This window comes from Nocardia sp. NPDC051750 (assembly GCF_044453135.1).
Taxonomy (GTDB): Bacteria; Actinomycetota; Actinomycetes; order Mycobacteriales; family Mycobacteriaceae; genus Nocardia.
In genome coordinates, this window is record NZ_JBITCK010000003.1 from 680,211 (window position 1) to 704,445 (window position 24,235).

The 24,235-nt window shown below is 65.2% G+C and carries 1 protein-coding gene (running past both ends of the window); it reads left to right on the top strand.

This entire window lies inside a single protein-coding gene on the top strand: locus tag ACIA75_RS16770, encoding an FHA domain-containing protein (RefSeq protein ID WP_397104665.1). The 64,335-nt coding sequence extends 15,687 nt beyond the window's left edge and 24,413 nt beyond its right edge, so the window shows coding positions 15,688-39,922, spanning codon 5,230 (complete) through codon 13,308 (partial); the first complete codon in view begins at position 1. Both codon boundaries (start and stop) fall beyond the window edges.

A 24,235-nucleotide genomic window follows, 5' to 3' on the forward strand; every position in this document is an offset into this window, starting at 1 on the left:
GCCTACGACTATGTGCGGGGGCTGGCCGACCTCGACAGCCTCGAAAATGTGACGATCACACCGCGCGGCACGGCGGCCGAGGCCGCCGCCGATCGGCTGCGGGCCGAGCTCGAGCGGTTCATGGAATCGCAGCCGGACCTCGGCGAACTCCATGTGCTGGCCATGATGAACGATATCCTCGAGTTCGGTGATCCGGTCGTCCTGGCCGATGACATCGGCAAAATGGCCGATTTGCGGGGCGCGAAACGCGAGCACCGTCAGGCCGATCAGCTCTTGATCAACGCGCTGCTCGTGCAACTGGATCTGGCCCATCTCCACGGCGATATCGACAAGCTCGCCGAGCTCGAAGTCGTGGCCGACAGCGCATTTGCGGCGGCCGAGCAAGAGGCCCGGCGGCGCCTGGATGCGGCCGGGTCCGCGGACGAACGGCAGGCCGCCGTCGACGATCTCCGGCGAGTCGGGGCCGGGGACCAGGTCGGTGCGACCCCATGGCTACTCGAGTACTTCGGCCCTCGCTTCACCCAGGAGGCCGGCGGGTCCGGGGCTGCCCCGAACGGCGCGGCCGCGCGGCAGCCGACCGCCCCGGACGCGCTGGATGGTCACGGCCGGGGCCGCGAAACCGTCTGGGCCACCCTCTCCCCGGACGGTGTGGCTCGTCTCGGGCCCAACCACGAGCCCCGAACCTACGCCTACGCCTGGTCCCCCACACCGGACCAGGAATCGCCGAGCTCGCCGCAGGAACCGGCGCCGATCGCTCCCGAAGATCCCGTCGCCGAGTCCGGTGTCGCGGGCCGGCGTGCGGAGGCATCCGACGATCGGATCAGGGGCATGGCCGGGCTCGATGAATGCATCCGGTGGGGCCGGGAATGGTCGCGGGTATGGGAGGACCTGAAGGACGGGCGTAGTCATATCGAGCGGTATGCGCCGCGGTTCGGCTACGACGCGCAAGACCTGCTGTCTGCGGACACGTGGCGGAGGATGATTCCGCCCTCCTCCGCGGATTCCTCCGATGACCCGGCTCTCGAGGAACTTCGCCGGGTCACCCGGGGCTATCACCGCCAGGCGGAGGTTCTGCAGGCCCTGAACAACGACCTCCCCACTGCAAGCGCCCGCACCGCGCGGCTGTACCTGGAAAACCATTCCGAGGCAATCGATACCGAGGGGGCGCAACACCTGGTCGCGAAGCTCACCCAGCTCCAATTTGCGACACTGACCTGGGATGTTGTGGGCCGTCGGCGGCCGGAAGCCGCGCAAACAGGGCAACCGGCCGAGACCGGATCGCAGTCGCCCGCCGCACGGTCCGCGGAACTGGCCGGCGAGTTGCGTCGCTCGAGCAATCTGACCACGGCATTGGCCGGGCGGGAATACCTGCGATCCCAGGGCGCGCGCGTGGTGTCACCACGCGCCGGCATCATCGAAGCCGAACGGCCGACTCTGATCATTCTGGTCGAACCGGCCATGGACGGCCGGATCGTCGATACAGAACTGGCGGCCCGCCCGGAGCTGTTGACGATATCGAAGCAGCCCGGTGTCGAGACAAGGTTTGTCCTTCTGACGCTGGATCAGGAGGGGCGGGCGCAGGCCACGCTGGTTCCCGCCGGCTTGCTCGACAGCGAATTACCCATGGACCGGCAGATTTCCGGCGCGAAAAACCTGCGATCCCGGATCGTGCGTTCCGGCCCCGATGAGGCACTGAACGGAGCCATCGAGCGATTCATTGCCGGCTCGTCCGATTGGAACGGTGCCGACAGCTGCTATATCCGTGAAGTCCGTAACGGCGAAGGACAGCTGACCGGCCATGTAATGATGGGCTCGGACACCTTCCTCGGGCCGATCGCGCCGGACGGATCTCGTGGGAACGAGATCGTGAACAACAGTTTCCTGTTCATGGGTATCGACGGAAATTTCCAGATGATATCCCCGGTGGGAACCGATGGCCGTCCGGCTCCTCTGGTGGCCGGAGAGAATTACATCTACTACTGGATGGGTGGTTCGCATATCACCCACCGGAACACACTCGACATCATATTCCTCGGGATGCACGCCGCGTGGAGCGATGGCCGAGAGGGTGAGGTCGCGTTCGGTGACGCGATAGATTTCGGCAAATTGCGGGTCGACAATGTGGATCGACTGCTCGTCCGCTTCGATCCCGGCACGTTGGAGAAGCTGGACACGACTCCGCTGCCGTGCGCGACGGATGTGCATTGGGGATCCTGGGTGGAACCCGATGTCGACGGATACACCTACGTATACGGCGCCAAAGAAGACGGTACGCGGAAAACGATGCATATCGCCCGTGTCGAGGGCGATGATCTGCGGCAAACCTGGGAATTCTACGACGGCCAGGGCTGGTCGGCCGATGAAGCGAATGCCGTGGAAGTCATGGAAGGCGTGGCCAACGAGTACAGCGTTACGCGCTTGGATGATGAGAACTATCTGCTTGTCACGTTCGATACGAGAACTGTCTTCAGCCCTGACATCGTGGGTTATCTGAGTAAGTCTCCGACCGGACCGTTCATTGAACCGACGTTACTGTATCGAACCACGGAGGGCGGTGCGGTCGGTAAATTCAAATCCGCACAGGTCAGCACCTACAATGCTCATTTGATTCCGGATCTCAGCTCCGACGGAGTACTTCGAGTTGTTTACAGTACGAACAGCTCGATGCTCGATGAAACCCTCCGCGTTTCCGGCATCTATCGGCCGCGATCGGTCGAGATCGAACTGCCGTGGCCGGGGCTGAATATGGCCGACAGAGAACCGCCCGGATGGGTCCGCGGTGATGGTTCCGCTCATCGAGAATGGGCCCCGGCTCTCGAACCCGCCGACGCCGGCACCGGCCCGGCCGGATTTGCTGCCGGATCTCGATCGGCTGCCGTGCCGAGCTGGGAACCGGTAGGTGACGGATCTGTCGCTCCGCGCGAGGGGAGAGCGGGACTCCCCGAGGATCCGAAAACCCTGGCGCGAGGTACTGGGCTGCTCTATACAGACGGCCGGCCCGGCGGGTTCGCCACGCAGTACTCGGAGGCGGATGGTTCGGTGCGTCGGACGTTCGCGGTCCGGAATGCCGATGTGGGGGATGCCCCCGATGGCAGCGCGCCGGTGCCGGCCGGCGGGGTGGATGGCAGCGGGCCGGATCTGGAGGTGGAGCCGGGGGGCTGTGCCGAGTGGGTCGCGGAGGAGGTCGACAAGATCCGGCCCGAGGGGGACAAGCTTCCGGATTGGACCGACGAGCGGGACGAGCAGGGGCGGAAGTTATACGGGCACAGCGACCTCGGTGTGCAGCGGAAGTTCGAGGCCGAGCTCCGGCTGTACGGCCGGAGGCTGGAGGATCTCGGGCCCAGGGAAGCGTTCGGGCCGGAGAAAGAAGGGGCGGGCGAGCACGGCCGGCTGCGGGCTTATCAGGAGGCGGGTGAGTACCGGAACAGCCTGTCGGCGATTCATGACGCGGTGGAGTCGCTGGGCGACGGCTGTTCGGCGGTGGTGGTCGAACGGTACGCGCAGGAGGACGAGCTCGGTCTCGGCGCGCATGCCTACCGATTCCGGAACGAGAACGGCACGGTGCTGGTCGATGACCCGGCCGGAGATTTCCACGGTGTGCCGTTTGCGATAGACGGTGAACTGAATCCGTTGATCGCGGCGGAGCTGATCGGATATCGGAGTGGGGAGGTCACCGGCGTCTGGGCGATCCTGACCGACGCCCAGGGACAGCCGGTGGATGCCGAGGGGAACCCGGCCCGCTTGACATCCGGCGAACTCGAGGCCCTCGAACCGATCAGTGAGCACGGGGAGAGCATCCATATCGGTACCACTCCGGCCGAGGGCTCCGGCTTCTCCGGCGGCGAGGTCGGACCGGCATCCACCGCGCACGAAACGGAAGCCGCCGAGAGTGGCTACGAATGGCTTCGGCGGAACTTCGCCGAGGTTTGCACGGGCATCTTCGAGAACAACCGGGAATTCTTCTACGACAACTTCTTCTCCGAGGCCGGGCCCGCGGAGGGCGTCGCGCCGAAACCCTTCCTACGCATCCAGATCGGCCAAATTCTCGACTACCTCATCACAGACGAACATTGGCTGCTCGACGATACGTCCACTCAACCGGTCCGGCGTCGGTTCACCCCCAGTCCGGCCGTGTACGAGGCCGTCCGCCGCCTGATGGCAGGCGACTACGACGGTCCCTACGGGACGAAACAGCATGCCCTGGACCTGATGCTGTTCGCTCGTGAGGTGGTCGAAGAATCCCTCATGGAAGACGATCTTTTCGCACGGGAGATCGCTCTGCGCTGGGATAACGGCGACCTCCCGTACTTCGGTGCGCACGCCGCGGCGGACAAGGTCGCCGACTGGCAGGCAGCCCGGGACGCATTCGAGAACGACCCGGATTCCTGGGAGCCGTTCGAGAACGACCCGGATTCCTTGTGGCCGGAGCGGCTGTTGCCGAACCTCACGAATGCGGCGATCGAAGCCGTGCGGAATCGGCAGCAGCGCAGTTTCGACATCATGCGCGAGATCGCCGACGCTCTCGCAATTCCCGCCGACATCACGGATATCGTCCGGCTCGACGAACTTGTCCGACAACGGATAGAGGCCGCGCTGGCCGGCGAGGAGGCTCCGTACGAGCAACCGCTTGTCGACCCTGAGGAGTCCCGGATCCGTGTGGGACAGCGACGCATTCATGACGGACTCATCGCATCAGCACACCGGTCCGTGGCGGCTTCCTTTGCCTACTCCATCGCCCACATCGAAGAAATGCGCCTGCGCGGTCGCACTCCCGATCCTGACGTGGCGCAGCTCGACGAGATGTCCCCCGGCACAACCGAGCTCGAGAAGCGCCTCGAGGACATCGGGGGAAGGTTTCTGCTCCGCGACAGGCTGATACCGGATGATGTCAAGGCCGCCATCGACGAGAGCTTCGAGAGAATGGAGCGATGGCCGGTAAGTGAGGTGCGCGAACCCTATACGATCGATAGCGACTGGTTCAACCGCTTCCTCGACGATCTGGTGTTCGCGCGAAAGAATTCCAGGGTCGCCACAGACTCACTCCACTGGAAGCCGCACGATCAGTGGGAGGAGCGAGACCGGTACCGGCACGGGATTTGGCGCGCCACCTATGAGCTGTGGAGTGCCTTGGAGGGCACGGATCTCTCCCGCGAACTCGACGCCCGGGAGACTGAGCGCGCCGACTCGGGGCTGGCAAAGCTGCGACGAACCGCTTCCGGCCTGGGGCTGATCCCGGACGAGATCGTTGCGCCGGGCACCGACCTCCGCGAGATCAGCCGCCGGGTGCCGGATCTGGTGAATCTCATCGAAACATGGCAAGCCGGCGAGACGAAGGCCATTGTCGAGGACGCGAGTAGCGGTTCCGAATCGCGGCGACGGCTGGCCCGGTTGCGGGCCTACCGGCGTTACCGAGTACGCCGGGACAGTCTGTGGGGGCAACTCCGAATCCATTCCGCCCGTGCGGAATCGGCTCGGATGCGCGGCGACTACGCGGGATTCGATCAGGCCATGGACGACGTCGCCCCGGTGTGGTCGCAGGCCGTCGAATTGATCGACGAATACTGCGAATCACTCGATCCGCGACCAACCCCAGGTCCCCATGACACGGAACCCGCCACCGGCCTGTCCCCCTACTATGACCACGCCCGTTTCAACGCCGAATACGCGAGCTTCCGAGCCGCGGGCGCCCGCATCGACCTCGGTCAGATGCGGTTGGAATTGCCCGCCGCCGGATTCGACGGTCAACCGGTGGGCGACGGTGTTCGTCTATATGCCGCCGTGAAAGATGCCGAGCCGCAGTGCCTGGGCGCGGTGTCGACGATACGCTTGGGTGGCAGTCAGGCCAAGGCCGCCGTGGACGCGATAGCGGTGACACTCGGCCTGCGTCGACCCGGAACGATACTGCCCGAATTGGGGGCATCCGACCACGAGGCTCGCACCGAACTGCGAAACAGCCAGTCGGCGGAGTCGATGCCGCCGCCGGAGCGTGTGCTCTTCGAAGAAACCGTCACCGAACTGCGGAGCAGGCTAGAGGAACAGCACGATCCCGATATCGGCCCCGCGCGCCGGGCGATGCTCCGCGAGATCGCCCGCTCCCTCGAGCGGGCGGTTCACGACATTTATGTCGTGATGGCCGACACCGCAGCCATCACCGACTATCCCGGCCTCCACATGGACCTCACCCGTCCCGGCGATATCCACGATCACCGCCTCGGCGAGCACACCGGCTCAGTCGAGTCGGCGCTGATGGTCGAGGCGGAAAAGGTGGCACGACGTGCGGAATCGGCCGCCCTCGAACACGCGACACCCCATGCCGCCGATCTGGAGCGAATCACGCAGCGCCTCGCGGATCTCGAAGCCGGACTGGAGCTCCGAACCTCCGATGAGGACGTAACAGGGTCGTGGCATATCGATACCTGGGAATCCGATGTCATGCGGCGGCTGGACGCGGCAGCCGAGCGTCCGGGCGCTCCGGCCGGGGTTGTCGCCGATATCCGCCGTGACACGTACTACATACTCCTGGGCTGCTACCAGGCCCGGCGCGAGATGGCGACTTCCGCCGGTATCGAGTCCGACCTGGAAATGGCCACCGCACAGGTGAATCAGGTGCTGGCGGTTCTGTACAGATCCGCGGTGGAGAGACGTGGTGCCGCATTGGTGGACATGCGGTCGGGGAAGGTCGCCGAGTCGGTGACAAACGCGCTCACCGCCGCCGAGAACGAACTGTCGCTGCTGTCTGTGCTGGCGGATCCCCGGCAGAAGGACGGTCATATCCTCGGGACCGCCGATACCGGGTGGGTCCCGAAAGGCCCTGCATATGAGCAGGATATTGCCGCGGCGATAGGCGAGGTGATCGGACAGCTCACCGGCGATGTCGAAGCCGTCGCGGAAACGATCGCCGGTTTCGCGGCCGCCGAACTCCGGCGCGCGGACGGGAGCGCGATCGGATTCGTGCCCGACGATTTGCGCGAGATCAAGAGATACCTGTTCGGCACCACCACCGGCCTGGGAACGGTGACCACCTGGCTGCGACTGGCGGCCGATGATTACCCGGATGACCGGCAGCGGCTGTCCGATATCGAGTTCCTCGACGGGGTCCTGGCCGAAATGCGGTCCATGGCCGTCCACACCGCGAACGGTGGCACGTACACGCCGGTACACACGGTCATGGATTGGCGGCCCGGGCACGATCCGGCCGCCGGCCATTCAGCGGTGGAGGGTGGCCTCCGGGGTGCGGAATCGGCGGTAGCGCGGTACCTCGGCCTCGGCGAAGACCTGAGCTCATCAGCTGTGGCGCAGGCATTCCGGGAATGGGCGCTGGCGAGCCTAGAGCTGGACGAACCCGTCACGATCAGTGAGGCCGACTTCGAGAACCGTGATTTCGGCGACCCCGACGAGCGCGACAAGTTCGTCACCGGGGTGCGAGAGCGTACTGAGAAAGTTGCTGTCGGCCGGGCACCGGTCGTCCGTGCGACACGGGACTACTATCGCGCCCTCGCCCGAGACACGCGCCGCGCCGGCGACGACCGAGCCTCCGAGGTCGCGGTGGAAGAGACCTTCCGCCTGTTCGGGCATGCGCTGCTGAACGATCGTGCCTATTCGGCACTGCGCCGCGTGTGGACGCTGGCGGCGAGACTTTCCGGCAGGTTCCTCGACATACGCAGCGGCCACGGCGCCTTGCGGGAGGACCCCGCCGAGCTACTCGGCCGCATACGCGCCTGGTCCGGGATACCCGCAAGCCAGTGGGTGAATGAGAGCCTTTGGCGGACAAGCGAGTTCGCCATAGCCGAAATGCGGCATTCGGATCTCTCCGTGGTGGAGCAGGTATCGGCGCGGCGCGAGCTGTGGCACCGTGCACTGCGCGTCACGTTGTGGTTGCTGCGTGAGCATTACCGGGCGTTGTCCGAGATCTACGATCACTGGCGCGTATGGTCGCCGACGATCGTGGGCCCACACCCACTCGCGCGTGCGGTCGACGGGAGAATGGCTCGCGAAATGGTGGGTCGACTGTCCGGTGAATTGGCGGAACTGACCGATACACGCCGGGCAGGTGCCGTCGGCGATATGAGGGCGCTGATGCGCCGCATCGACAAGGCAGTTCGCAGCGAGAAAGCCGGTCACACCGCGGGAACCCGGGGGCGCGGAGTGGCCGACAAAGCCGCCGCGTACCGAAAGCTGCTGGACGAGCAGACCGAAAAGATCAAGTCGGCGGCGTCGAGCGCGCAGAGTGTCGGCCCGCTGCCCTGGGACGATCTCCAGGACTGGCGGAGTGCCTCCCAGCTGTACTGGCTACGTCGTGAGCTCGATCAGCTGATACTCCGAGCCTTCTGCGCACGAGCCGAATCGGAGCTGCTCGCCGGAAAACCGGAGCAGGCTGCCAAATTCCTGGCCGAGGCTCAGGTCGCTTGGAAGGACTTCGTGACAGCGGTCGACATCCGACGAGCGAAGCTACGGGATGTGCTGGTCACTGCCGCGACCGAGGTGCTCGGGGAAGACGCCGTACGTGAGCGCGAATTGGACGACAGGGAGATTCGTGACCTGTACTGGCTGATCTCGAAAGAAGTCAAACACAAGATCTACATCGCCACAACGAAATTGAAGGCAGAGGGTGCTATCGAGAACAGCCGGGGAGCGGGGTGGTTCGATATCGCGCAGCAGGATGCCAATCGCCTGGGGGGTGGGCGTTTCGCCCGGCGCACGCTGACCCGGAGAGTTACCCGGCTGGCCGAGCTCGGTTTCGAGGCGGCGGTGGCGCACAACGAGAACTGGCGTATCGAGGCCGATCTCGACCGGTTCCGGGGAGATCTGCCCTACGCCAGGGGTACGGACCACCTGCGGGAGCCGATCGCCGCCCTGATAGCTTCCCAGGATTCGGTCGACTCCTGGTCCTATATTCGGCTGGCCGCCGCCGTCCGCAACCGGGGTTGGTTGCAAGACCATGACACGGACCTTCCCGAAGCCCAGTCCGGGCCGCGTTATGACTTGGTCGTTGCCGGGAGGTCGTCATTTCTCTACCAGGTCGGCAATACCGTCAAGGAGCTCACGACCCTCGCGGACCGTGGGCGCCGGAACTTGGAGGAGGCGATACGGGCCGATGTCCAGCCTGTTCGCCGGCACCTTCTGCACGAGCTGTCGCATCGGGCCGAACACGCGGCGGGGCAGGCGAAATTCGCCCTCCAATGGTCGGAAGTGGATCGGGTAGCGCGCCAACCCAATCCGAATGCCGAGAACACGGTCGTGTCGGTGGAATCCCTCGAAGAGCTGGGGAGCGGCCGGTTGTTGCCCCTCTCCGATCTACGGCCGAGCCAGGTGATGGCCGGTGCCGTCGATAGCTGGCATCACATCCAAGGGCTCACCACGTCGAACCTGACCTATATCGATCAGGAATTGGAGCGCATCGAGGAGGAACTCGGGCTACCTCGTGCCGGCGATATCGTCGAACGGGCACAGGCATGCGCGGACCGGCTCGATGCCGAACTCGGGAAACTCGAGGCCGAGCTGGAGAAATCCGCGAGCAACGCCGCGAACCCGATCGGGATGATCGCGTACCGCCAGACGTACTCGGATCGGCACCAACTCCGGCGGGAAGCGAAATATCTATTGCGCCACGCGAATCTGGCGTTTGCGGACAGACATGCGGATATCGTCGGTGTGGATTCCCAGGAGAGCCCGGCGGATTCCTATGAGCGGGCGGCGAGCGAACTCTGGGATGTGCTGCGCACGGATGCGGAGAACCGGCGCGCAAGTGCGTGGGAAGATATCCGCGCCGTGCAGCGAACATTGGCATTGCCGGAGGCCGGTGCGACGGTGCGTGTCGCCGCGGCCACCGTGTCGAGGTGGATCCGTGAGCGGAGAGCCCAAGGGGAATCCACTATTTCGGGCGGGCCGGATCCGGATTTCGTGCGCGGCGTAGTCGTCGGGATACTGAACGAACACTCCGACGCGGCCTGGGAACTGGGCATCCTGCACGCCGACGACCCCGAGCAACCGGACTCCACGGAGCTGCGGCTGCCCATTTTCGGCGCGCTCCGCGACTTCCCGATGGATGCCGAGGTACAAGCGGAAGCCGATGCCGAATTCGAACGCATCAGGAACGATCCCCACGATATCGCCGCCATCGCCCGCACTATCCGCGAGGCGCGTGATGAGCGAGGCAAGCGGATCTTCCCGGAAACGGATACCGCCGAGATCCTCGACAACCTCGGAGACATCAAGAACCACATCTTTGTGAACGAGTATCGGCGGCTCGATCCCGATACCGGGCGCCCGGAAGACGTGCCCCGCGTGGCACAGGGCCATCCGGAAATGGTCACCGTCTGGGACCGGCTCGTCCGGAATACCTATGGGACGGACGAATGGGGTGTCGACCTGACCCCCGCCGAGCAGATCGCGCAGCGACGGTCCGATGTCGGATTCCTCCGTCACGAATTCTATGAATGGCTGGGCCTCTTCGCGGGATGGGACCTGGAGCGCGCCCACGACGAGGCCGACCGGCTGGCACCCTGGCAGGAAACCCGCTTCGACGCCGAACGCGCCCGAGCGCGACCCGTGCTCGCCGAGCGTGGCCTACCGCCTGCCGAAGGGCTGCCGGGGGCGGTCGACCGCACCCTGGAGCTGCTGCGGCAACTGCCCGCGGGCCAGGATCTGTACCGCAGGATTCGCAAGGGCGAACACGGATACTCCGACGATATTGTCGAGCGGGCTGTCGAGGGCAATGAGGCGGTCGGTGGCTACCCCGGCCCGATCACATCCCTGGCCGTCGACGGCAATGTATCGGCGGATGCGGAGGCTGTCGAGCGGCTGGCCGAATTGGCAGCCGCGGAGGATGTGGCGGCCTCGGGACAGGCGGCGGCTTCCCGGGTGCACGAGATGCCGCCGTTGGCGAATCTGCGGGCGCGAGCCGGGGATCAGGCTCGTATCTGGGGTGCCCGGTTCCGGATCGCGGCTGAGGCCCGCGAGTTCGGAGTGCCTGACGCGCGCCCGGCCGAAGATTCCGGTCCGGATATCGACGCACTCCGCGAGAGTGGGAACACCGGTCCCGAGGCGCGTATGCGCGCGGCCGAGCGGAAGTACCACGAGCTCTTCGATCGTGCTCTTTCCGAACCGGATAGCGACTCGATCACGCAGCTCGGCACCGAGCCGCGCGCTCGCGCACACGACACAGCCGTAGCGGAACTGGGCGAGTACCTGTACCCGATTGCCCTCGACGAGCTGTGCGATCCGCTCCGCGATCACCCGACCTTCGCCGACTGCATACGCGCGCACCTTGTTCCATACGAGCTCGGCGACGAGGGGATCGGAGCCCTGGTCGGTGAGCTCGTGCGGACCCTTCAGAACCCGGTGCCCGATCACCTGGGCTATCCGGCGAGATCCACGACGGAACTGCGGCAGTGGCTGGCACAGGAGTTGCGCGACGGCCACCCCGCCGACACGGCTGCCTCCGGCCGGCATCGCTACGTTCCGGAAGATCCTTCTTCCCGCGAGACCATTCGATCGAGCGCGTGGCAACGAGCTGTGATCCGTCGAAACTCCGAGACCTGCGCGAAAGCCTTCGCCGAGGCCGTCGCGGACCTGACCGGAATCGACTTCGACCCGACGTTGCCGGCGAGCGCCGACCAACGGAACGCACTCCGCGCGCAGCTGACGGCGGCACAGCAGCGGGTGATGGCCGACATCGCCGGGTACGACAGGGACACCGGTCAGCCGGAACTGGCACGTTTGCGACGCGAGGAACTTGATCTGCGTCGCGCCCGCGATCTGCTCGCCGACTATGAGGCCGCCGCGGCCGCCGCGGACAGCCGGTACGACGATGAAGTCCGGAGCGTGGCGAGAAGGCTACTCACCGAGTGGACCGGCGATATCGAAGGCGCCGGCGTGTCCCGGGATCAGGTGGCAGTGGTACCCGGTGAACCAGGAGAAGTGTGGATTGTCGCGAAGCCCGGTGATCACGAATGGCTCCGGGGGACGGTGGATGACCCACCGGCGGGAGCTCGAACCCGGTACTGGCAATTGGATATCAATGGTGGCGGAGAGGTCTTCTACTGGGAGATCGACGATCCCAGACCCAGCGATGACTGGCCGTCCCTGTCCGGCTGGCATCCGCAAGCAGTCGATGAATACACCACAGCCCGGGTGGCCGGACTGCGGAGTCAGCTGCCGCCCGATGATCCGCGCGAGGAGATCCTCACGCACCGGAAGATCCGCTTCGGATCTCGGCCGAGCCATTACGAACCATTCCGTGACCTGGTCGTTCTCGACGCCGGGCGGACCGATTCCCAGCTGCTGGAGGATCTGACCGCGGCGGGTATCGCGGCCGCCCGTGCCCAGCAACTGGTGAGTCTGGGCATTCTGCGACGCATCTGTAAGGAACTCGGGATCAAGCCTGAGACGAATGATGTAGCCGAACTCGAAAGTGCTGTCCAGCAGCCGATCACGGACGTTCTCGAGACGCTCGAGGCCGGTGAACGTCCTGTCATAGATCCCGAACAATCCCTGGTTCGGTCCCGGCAACAGCGGATCAGGGATCGTGCCGAGGCCCTCCTTCGGGAGGCCGAGCAGGCTGTCGGCGAGCACCATTCGGCTCGTGGTTTCGAAGCGCAACTCCGCGGTGAGGTCGCGGGTTCCGACCCGGTGACGGGACTCGAGGATACTCCCGAGAAGCATACGGGGGACCAGCCTGACCTCATCGAGCAACGGATGCGGGCTATCGCCATACAAAATGGCGTCTTCAGGAAGCAATCGTCCGAGCGTGAAGTTACCACGACGCAACCGTCCAAAATCGCGGCGGCAATCTGGAACAGGCTGGAGATTGCGCGTCCACCCGAGTCACAGCGATCGAGTCGCCGTGACGATGTACGCCCGCTGCTGTTGAGGGGTTACCTGAGCGACTCCGTATCCATCGGTGACAACTATCGCCGCTTCGACACCGACGATCGGGCCGCCGACCGGGCCGAGTTCTGGCACACGGTATACCGGGAAATCCTGTATCTGTGGCGCGCCCACCCCACCGGCCGAGCCGGCGAAGAAGAATCGGACGAGGCCCGCAAAGAAGAACCGGACGAGCGGAGCGCCAGACCCTCGCCGAGGCTCAAAGCGCTGGATCTCCAACGGCGAAATGCTGCGGTGCACACAGTGCAGCGGATCGCCCGCGAGTTGTCGCTGCCTCCCGGCACACCGGGCGTCGAAGGCCAGGCACTGTCGCATCCGGTGAGCCAGATCGAGGAGTGGTCCCTCGCGGAGGCCGAGGAGATCGCGCATGACACGGCGAGCGAATCCGGGTGGACGCGCCGTCGTGCCCGGGTGCGCGACGAACGCCGCTACCTCGTACAGCGCGATGTATTGTGGGCGCGTCTTCGAATCTATTGCGCCGAAGCCGAATTGGCGCGAGTCGATGGCGACTATCCGGCCTTCGAGCGCGCCGTCCAGGATATCGGGACGATATGGACCGCTGTCGAGGAATTCACAGCCCACCGCTCCGCCTTCCTGGCAGGACAGCGGCGCCCCGGGCTGGACGAATTCATGATTCGCTTCCTGGATTTCAGGATCGATCGGGTCGGGGTCGATCTGGAGCGTATGCGAGCCGAGCTACCGTACGCGGGCCACACCGGAACGTTCTCCGAGGATGACAGCCTGCTGAAACAGGCGCTGGGAGAATCCGAGAAATCGGGGACCGCCGCACTCGCCGTCGCCATCGGCCGCGGGCGGGTGGCGTACACCGCGCTGGAAAACATGGCCATCAGGAGCGGTCTGCGCGAACAGAAGACCCCGCCGGGACCCAAGACGCTGGAGAACTTCCTCGATATGGAGCGGGAGTTGCGGCGCCGGTCGGCCGATCGGCCGGCTTCCGGGAGTACCGCGGAACTGGACGAGATCAACCGCCTCGCCCACGCCTTCTTCAGTGCAGCAGCGGACTTCGCGGCCATCCGCGAACTTCCGTATCTGGCCATGAATATGGACGACCCCGCCGAACTGGACGACTACACCCCGGAGGGCTATCCGGGGCCGCTCGAACTGTCCATGGCATTCGAGGCCGAACGAGTGGGCTCGGGCCACAGCCCGGAAAGAAGCCTGGGAAAGGGTGATTCCGGTGCCACCGCTGCTGTTCTTCCGCAAGATTCAGGCATAGCCGAGGTCGATGGTCCGGATGGCCGAGGGCAACCGCGGACCGTGCCCGGTGGATGTGTGCGGCAGTCCGGCGGAGCGATCAACACCTGGTACTCCCCCCACCGCGAGGGCCGGCCGCCGGTCGTTCACAACCACCCCGAAGACCCGGTCGCCGCCCCGCTGCTGCCCGGGCACGATATCGACGACGTGGTCCCGGTACAGGTGATATCCCAGATGGCCGGGGGGCACAATCTTTTCCGTGGCCGACTCCGCTCGGGACTACAGGTCGTCGCCGACATACTGACCCGCCCGATCGAGGGGGACACTTCCGCCGCGGGCCGCGCCGGTCACGGCCGCGGCATGTGGGTCACCACAACACCCCACAACAGCGACACCGCCCACGCGTTCTTCGTCGTCAACGAACACGGCACCCTCCGCCTCATCGACCCGACCTTCGACACCGATACCGAATTCGATCCCACCACGTACGAACCCGTCCCCTGGCTCGTCCACGGCATAGAATTCGGCCCCCAGGGCGACCCGGTCGCTCCCGTGGTCTACGACTACGACACTCCCCTCGAATCCCCACCGAAAACTCGCGCCCCCCGCCCGGGCCCGGATGTCAGCGGTAGTGTTTCCGATTCGGCCATGAGTCCGGACGAGGGGGACCGTGCACGACACGGCAGCCCGGATCCTGGGACAAGTGAGAAGCGAGGAGACCTGGCCGGAGAACGGGGTAATTCAAGCGTAGCGCCCACACGGGACGCTGCTGAGGACGAAGGAGAGACTGATGGCACTGCTGGTGTACTACGGCCTGGTTCAGGATGGTCCGGAGGAGATCGAGTATCGGTTCGGGGGGACCGAGGCGATGGACCAGCGCCTGACCATCGACAAGGGGACAAAGCACTTCGAGGACCAGAACGGGGCCTCACACGGGATGGTGGCCTCGACAGCGGCCCGGATCATGGGCCGGCATCGGACCGACGGGGAGTGGCCGGAGAAGGGGATGATCCAGGCCTAGCCGAGGTCGCTTCGGGGGTGCCCGAGCCGGCCCTTGCCCCCGATCTCCTACGCCGCGCCCGAGGTGGCGGCAGCGAGTTCGCGATTGCCGCGGGCGAACTGCGTCGCATACTCGGCCCCGGCATCCACGAGAGGGTGCTGGCCGAACTGGGTCGGCTACGCGCGACGCGCCCGTGGTTCGGGCCGGTGGAGAGCGATTCCTGGGTTGCGCACACAATTGCCGCGGAGGCCCTGGCTCATGCCCAGCAAACCTGGCGCAATACCCCTGAGCTGCCTGAGCATGATGGACAGCAGGTCGGCCGCTTTCGCAACATCCTGGACAAGGCCACGACGGATGCCTTCACCGGTCACGTCATCATCAGGCCGCAACTGCTGGCTCATGCCGAGTCGCTACCTCATCTGCACGGGTTGGTCGATCGTACGCGGGCGCCGTCTCTGGCCGGGGTCGTCGAGGAGCTCGCGCGCAGCGGGCCTGAAGATCGGCGCGCGTATTTCCGCGCGCTCACCACACCGTCGAACGCGGCTACCCTCGAGAAGCTTCGTCTGGACGAGGGGCCGTCGGGATTTTTCGACGTCTCGACCCCCAGTACCCTACTGAGGGCACTGTCGGGCCCGACAACTCTGCGCAACCCGGTCCGCCGCCTCGACGACTACCACGACATAGCGAGCCTGGTCCTCGACCTTCGATTGGTCGCCGGGTTCACCAGTGCTCATCAACTCGATATAGCCGCGGGCCTCACCAAAGAAACAATCCGGAGGATCGAGAAACACGGCAGTAAGGCTAATCCGGAGAATTGGAAGAAGATCTTCGAGGTGCTCCACCTTCCGCCGGAGTTGGCCGACGAGATAGTTCGGCGATTTCTTCCCGACCAGCTGAGCGTTTTCCGGTTGCATATTTCCGGTGCTGTTGTCAATACCCGCGGACGGATTCTCGATTGCCTCACACAAGGAACGTTCACCGCGCGGCAGTTGGAGGAGTTGCTCGGGCTATCCAGCGTAACGGTGGATCGAACACTTACGGAATTGCGAGACAGCGGTGCCGTACAGGTGAACAACGATACCGTTTGGCCTTACGTCTATAGCTTGGCTCAGGATCGGCTCGGGGACGTGGCCGACGCACCTCTGACCGATGAATGGGACAACGTATCCGGTACATCGAACAAGGCAATGCCCGAGCCCGACCATGAGGTAGGGCAGGGTGCCGAGCCGTGGATTGCTTCCCTTAAAGCGGCTGTGCGAGGGGATAATATTCATCTCACGAACAATTTCGACCAACAGTTGCGACAGTTCGACGAGACCGTCCGTGCGCGCGTTCACATGCATGTGAAATCGCATGACGAGAGCGTCATCGAAAGCCTGCGATCGGAGATTCGCGCTCGGGTCCTGGATGCCCCGGACGATGTTCCGCTACAAGAGTGGCTCTTTGCCGTCATCGATCTGCGATTCACGGGGCATCCCGGCCGATGGCTGAAATTCTACCGCGAGACCACTGGGATGAATGTGCCGCGACTCGCCGCAGACGCCCAGGTCGGTCACAACTCGATTCGCCGGGCAGAGCACGGTGGGCGTGGCACCTCGCCGGAGATATGGTGGAAATTGTTCGGGGGACTCGGTGTTCCGGGTTGGTATCGGGATCTCTTTGCGCAAGAGTTCCTCGAGGGATTGGATTCGTTCAGCACACAACCGAAGAAGCATCGTTCCCTGAATAGCTACCTTGCTGCCCATCGTGTCATCAAGGGACTGTCTCAGATTGAGCTCGCGAGTATCGCCGAAGTTTCTGATGGGACCTTGTCGAGAGCGGAGACCGGTTTTTCGTGGCGAGAACGTATCCGTGACAGCCTGTTCAAACTGGTGGCCGGCCTCGACATTGACAGCGAAGAGTCGAATTATGCTGCTCTGATATTTTTGGCGGGACGGCTCGATTCGTTCGATATCGATCCTGCGAAGCATTCCAGAATCTTCAGTGTCCTCACTGCAGGTTGTCATCGTATGGGGCTCACATGGCGAGGTTTCGCCAAGCGTTTCGGTATTTCCCGTCGCGCGCTCGTGGCGATCAGAGCCGATGTGGAAGTGCCGACTGCCGCATTCCTGCAGAAATTTTACGACCATCCCGATCTCGATTTCACCGAAGCTCAGGTTGTAGCGGCGGATGCGTTGGTTAGGGATGGATCAGCCGTGGAGCTTGTTAAAACGGCTGCACAAGTAGGTAATACAGTCCTTCTGAACCAGCAATTGCGACGCTTCGAAGGTGATGTTCGCGACCGTCTCACTGGTTCTCGAGCAGACGTCGAGCAGGCTTGGGCAGTAATACATTTCACCGCGTACACCCGCATTTACGAGGCCCCGGAAGGTATTCGGATGCGGCAGTGGCTCGAAGGCCTTGCCGATTCGGTGCTGTCCGGTGAGATCGAAACCGGCTACGAGCTGAGGGCACCGGCGGAGATAGACCGGCGCGATGAGTGGGCGAACACCCTGTACGACGTCGTCCGCAGGGAGTTGGAGCGCGACCCGCGCGGTATGGCCGAGGCCATCGGGCACACCCTGTCCAGGACTGAACGGGAATGGGGCCGTGTCGGGTTCGATGTCGAGTCCGAACTCGTTCCGATGCTGCGTTACTTGTTCGTGGATGAGCATGATCTGACCGATGAGACCACCGGCGAGATCACCCGACGTCGTTTCGATGCCGATTTCCAGATCATGGAGGCGATCCTTCGCCTGGTCACGGGTGAATGGATCTCGGATGAGGTGCGTGCCAGTGATATCTGCCTGATAGAACACGATTTGGTGGAGCGGGGTGGACGGGGTGATCATAAGTCTCGCCACAACGCCGCGAAGGCGCGATTCGACTGGGACGGTCGCCTTCCTGCCGATATGGCGGCACAACGGCTCGAAGCCGATGAGGCACGTGGCTACCGACTGCAGTCCGGCGCAGGCGGCGGAGAGGCTTCGGAGTCCGAGCCGGGGCCGGAGTCGGACGACGTCACCGGCCCGGTCGAGCCCGATGATCCCGAAAGCCCGGATATCCCACTCGCCGCCGAACATGATCTGCTGGATGCCCTCAAACTGTTCCTGGAGCGGAACCGGCAGCGATACGCCGTGCAGGTACTGGACGATGCCGCGGATTTCCTCGGAATAGACTTCCGGGGCGCCGAGGACGGGCTCGCCGACCCGACCGGCGCGGCACAGCGTCTGCTTGCGGAGTTCGATCTGCGGATCAGAGAGTGGCGTGATGAGCTCGCGGCCCCGATGCCGGACATCGATATCTCCACGGTCGCCGATGACGGCTTCGACACGGTAGATGGCTGGGTACACCGAAAGGTCCGCGGCGACCTGTACGACACGCTGCGGTGGCGCCGCAGGACCATCGAGGCGATGGCGGCGTACTACTCCGCCGAACTACAGCTGGAGATCTGGGACGGTGCTACCCGCGAGCAGGCCGCCGACACCGGATTCCGCCATTGGCAGCGGCTATGGCAGGACGCGGCCAGGGATCGGGCCCGGGCCGGTGTGGAACGGCTCTGCGCACTCGTCGGCCGGCTGCGGGAAGGGGAGGCAGATCCACAGGGCTCCGAGGTGGGCGCGGAAACACCGACCCCGGTCGACGCGGCCATGGAACTGCTGTCCTCGGATGGTGATCAGGACCGACTGCGGCTGATCGGCGAGCAGCTGGTCGATGCGGCCAAGGCGCAGCTGGAGCGGCGCGATCTGGCGGGCACCGCGCCGGATGCCAGGGCCCACCTGTGGGAGCTGTTCGATGCGGCGATCGAATATCACAGCGGATGTGTCGATTTCCACCGCGCTGTCGAGGGCCTGCCCGGCCTCGACCGGGATAGGTCGGGGTTCGTCGATACCCCGCACGATCCCCTCGGCGCGACGGTGGACGATCTGCGAGAGGAGCTGGAACAGGCTGCCGCCCTCGCCGCAACAGTGGCCGAGTCCGATCTTCGTGAGATCCACCGGAAGGTGGAGGACGGCAGTCTCGGTCCGGACAATTTCGACGAGCTGATGGGGGTGCTGCTCGGCACGATCGAAGGACCGCCCGCCGATGCGGACCCGATCGACGACGAAAGCGCCACCGACGAACCGATACACCCGGCTGATTTCCCCGAGGTCGGGGACTTCATCGCTGCGATTCGGGGCGGGGAGCGGCTACCGGCGGATGATGTGCCGGGGGATGAATCCGATTCGTCCGCAGCCGAATTCGCTGATGATGACAGCATTCCGCACCTACCCGCGTGGGAAAAACGCACAACGCTGTTCTACACCGCCCAGGAAGATGAGCTGCAGCAGCGCATCAGGGAGGCGTACCGCCGTTATCTGCTGGCGCAGGCCGATACGGCGTGGGCCCACTTGCGTGAGCACGACCCCGACGACCAAGCGGAACAGGACCCGAATCACCCTGCTGAGCTCGACGTGAAACAGACACGCCGTGGTGTGCTGCACCAGTGGCACGGTGTGATGCGGGACTACTCCGCGACCTGGGCCGAGTCGCGGACGCTGATGCAGTCTCGGCGGAATGCGGCGCAGAAAGTCCTGCGCGATCACGCGGCCGATGCCGGACTGACGTCGACTGCTGACCTCGGCGATATCGACCGGGTACGAATCCGTACCTCCGAGATCCTGGAGGTGCTCGACACCGAGGCTCGCCGCCTGCGCGCAACCCTCACCGGTGGATCCGGCGATCCGGACGAGACCTGGCGGATCGCGGAACTGGCCGGCACTCGCGCTGCCCATCGCACGGAGCAGGCGGAACTGGACCGGGTCCTGAACCGCCGCCTGGAAGTCCTCGTCCAGTTCTCCGAATACACTGCCGCCACCGAGACCTCGAACCGTCTCACCGCCGAGCTGGCCGCCGCTCGCAACCCCGACGCTGCCCAGTCGGCTGCGGGCGACTCCGCGGTATCCGGCCACCGGGAATGGGTCGACGGGCAGATCCAGATCGCGGCCACCGAACGTGCGGCCGCCGTCGTCCGCGCGCTCAACACTCTCGCGGTGAGTATCGGTTACCCGGCAGGTCACCTACCCGAACCGGAGGCCGAGGCGGAGGAAGTACATGCGGCGGTCGCCCGGATCCGGAACTGGTTCGGGGTGCGCCGCGACAACCTGCTCGACGGGGTACGCCGGGACGAGTCCGGGGCGCTGGATGCGGACACGCTCGACGAGGAACTGGAGCGGATCGGCTGGGCTCTGGACCGGGTCCTCGTCGATCATGCCTGGGCCCGCGTCGGTGCGCAGGTGACCGACACCGAATACCCCGAACCAGGTACGCATTCGCCCTTCGAAGCGGCGATGGCCCAGGTCCGCCGGGGCACGGCCGCTGCGAAGGACGCTGCCGAGTCCCGTCGGAGCGCTGTGCGTGAACAACTGCTGCGGCTCGGTGGGAGGCTCGGTGTCGAATTCGGCACCGTCGCGCGCGAGGAATGGCTACGGCTGGGTGACCGGCACGGCATAGATGTCGACTACATGCTGTGGGATCTCGACAACCTCGCGGAGGCCGACCTGGTCGATGATATCCGCCACTGGCTGATATCGAATCCGGACGATCAGGCCCAGCGCCTGCTGGATCGACTCGAGGTCCGCGATCAACTCGTCCAATCGGATGTGGCTCAGCTGCGTGGCGATTCCACCGCGGCGCGACAGGTTCCGGATGACGAGGAACAGCATGGGGGCGCCGCGGCGAGCTCGCTCGCTTCCGGGCAACCGTGGCGGTTCTTCGCACCCGCCGTCGAACACGAAGCCACCGGTATGCCCCGCACCGCCGAGGCCGCTCTGTTCCGCACCGCCTGGTTCGGGCCCTATCGGATCGAATTCCCGTTCGGCGCGATGGAATTATTGCACCGCACCCGCTCCGGCCGGGAGATCCTGGAGTTCTTCGAAGCGCACGGAATGCCGCACAATGTCACCGCTGTACCCGACCCGGTCGAATGGGTGCTGGAGATCGCCGGTGAGATCCAGCGGACCACGATCGCTCTCGACCTGCACACGCCGACGGTCGACCCGGACGACTACGCGGACCGCGACGAATATGTGGCGACGGCCCTACTGCAGGAGGCCACGGTAGCGGCGGCCCGCTACCGGCTGGAGGAGGAGCTCCGCGCACTCGGCTACCGGCATTTCACACCGGACCCCGATCGAGACCTGTATCGGATCTCGTTCACCCGCGCCCTCACGGCGCTGGGTGCGCAGGAGCCGGATTCTGCTCGGCACGAAGCACATCGGATCGCGGTAGAACACCTGGCCACACGGCTGGGTCGCGCCGAGGATCTCGGCCGGACCGGCAGTCAGCGGCACGGCGAGTACTGGAACTCGGTGCGGTCGGTCCGCACGGGTACCTACTATGTCCCGGCGGACGAGAAGGTCGCCGGGCACTTCCGGGCCGCGGCGGCCCGCCTGCGCGCCGCCGGAGCGCAGCAGCGCACCCACGCTGCGGAGTTGACTCGAGCCACCCAAGCATTGCTGGCCTATGTAGCGGAATTGGCCGGGGGATCGCTGCCGGACCCGGAGCGGAATGCCGTGGCCGCCCGATTCGAACTGTCTGCGCGCTGGACCGAAACGACCACCGCCCTCACCGGGGAAGAGCTCACGCCGGAGGGGCGGGAATCGCTGGACGGCCGGGAGTTCGATCTCACGGTGGCGATGGCGCTACTGGATATGTATCACGGGGATCCGGGCTGGAATCGGTGGCGGAAGCCGATCAACGGTCTGCTGAGTATTGTCGGCACCGAACTCCGGAAGGGCGAAAACGACTGGCATACCGCTTCCTCAGGCCATGTGGTGTCATTGCGGCGGCTGGAGCACGACCTGCGGCGCATCGGTGATCTCCTCGACCAGGAGACCAATTCCGCGGCGCGGGTCTGGACACTGTGGTCGGAACTGGACGTCGCGGCGGCCAGGCAATTCCGCGCCGATCTCATCGCCGGCGAATCCGGCCCGGTCCGGCTGTTCGGGGATCGGATCGCGGTCCTGGAAGACAACGAGATTCTGGTGGTGGCCGCGCCGGGCGAGCACGAACAAATAGTGCGTTCGACCCCTGGCCTGGCCGAGATCCTGAACCATTCCGGTGCGCGGGTCCGGCATTTCACCGTCACCGTATCCGAAGACGGTGTGATCGAGCGCCGGGCCGGTGAATTCGACCTCGCCCGGCCGACTCGGGTCAACGGCGTCCAACCACAGAATTTGGTGCCCGAGGCCGTCGAATCCCGGGTTTCGGTGATCGAGACGCTGCTGGAGCTGACCGACTCCGGTAGCCGGGCACTGGCCACCCTGCGGGAACGGGGTGTGTGGATTGTCGTGGACTCCGAGCCGGGAGTGCGTTTCGACCCCGGCCTGAACCGGATCGTCGTGGATGCCGGCGCCGGGTATATCGAAGCGGCGGCGCGTGTCGCGGGCTGCGCCGTTCATGCCGAACGAGCAGGTGATCGCGCCAAGGCCGGCGGCCCGCTGAATCAGGATCGGGATCGCTATCGTGGTGCGGGCGGCCGCGCCCGGTACAACGCCGCGATGCTCGATATCGATGGATGGGCGCTTCACCGGGAGATCACCGTCCTGGCCGAACTGCGGCAGGCGGCGAGGATCGGTCAGTTGCCCGGCCCGCCACCATCGATGACCCCGCAGGAATCCCGGGTCCGGGAGTACGCGGAATGGTTCGAACGGGAGACCGTACGGATGAATCCGGAGCTCGCCGGCCCCGGTGCGGATCCGCGGGCACTGCCACGACGGCGTGACGGCGCCGCCCATGCGCTGATCATGCAGTTCATCGCCGGTCACCGGCCGGTGCAGGGTGGACACACTCACGAAGAACTGCACGGCGCCGAATGGGACGCCTCTCACGGCCCGGCGCGGAGAATCGAATCCGGGCGCGGGCCCGGAATACCATCGGTGTACGTCAACAATTACGGCGATGATGCCAGGTACGGCATCTTCGGCGAGGTGAGTCGGAACGGCGAGTTGTCGCTCCAGATGCTGGCCGGGGAGCACACCCCCAGCGACCGGGTGATGTTCGCCGATCTCATGCGGGCGCTGGGCGACCAGGTGGTTGTGGTGCGCGGGCAGTGGACGGCCGACAGCGGTTCGTTCGACAACCTGGACACTTTCAACGCCGCGGTACAGGACGGCTTCTCCGAGGCGGAGGCCGCGGCCATGACCGCCACCGGACGGATTGTCGCCGAGTACGGGTTCACCGAGGTGCGCGTTTCCGATGTCCGGCCCGAATACGCCGCGGGCGAACGAACCTACGCCGAGGTGTATTTCCGCCGCCCCGCGAACTATGCGCCGGAGGCCGGAGCGACTGTCGAATCGGGTGATGCGGTCGCCGGTGCCGCGATCGGTGAAACCGGTGGCACCGTCGATCCCGCGGCGGAACCGAATTCCCGTGCCGACGATGCGTCCGCAGCGGTAACCGCGGCGGACGAGGAAATCCAGAACGCCCATCGGCAGGGAGGACTGGACACTTACCGTGCGAGCGTGCGCCGGGCCCGGGAACTGGGAGTCGAGCACGACTCAGCCGAATCGTCCGAGGTGGAAAGCTTCGTTGACGAGGTGAGCCGGCATATCGACTACTGCGAGGCTTGGGTAGTCGAGGAACTGCGCGACCTGGCTGATCCCGAGGTGGACATCCCCACCGGATCGATCGAACTGCGGACCCATCGCAGGCTCGCCGATCTGCGCCGGGTACGCCGGACGGCCATCGCTTCGGCACTCGAATCCGCGACAGCCGAGGCGGAATCGGCCAGGTTGCGCGGTGACGGTGCGGCGCTCGTCGCGGCCGAGGCCGCGCTGGGCGAGATGCGCGAGCTCGCCCGCCAGGTGGCCTGGCAACGGCTCGAGGGTGCCCGTCGCCACCTGCTGCGGACAGCCGAGCATATGCAACGCCTGGATCTGATGCATCCAGAGCGGGACCAGCCGGAATCTCTGCGCGACAATATGATTGTCCTCCGGGCGGAGATCGAGAAAGCCCTGGACGACTCGGCGGCCACGTTCCACGGGGACTACTCTCTGCGCGGGCCCGCGGTGCTGTATGCGATCCGCCAGGTGATGCTCGATGCTGCGATCGAATACCACCGAGGCTGGGCCGATCTCGCCCGCCCGATGGCCGAGGGTTCCGAGGGCGATC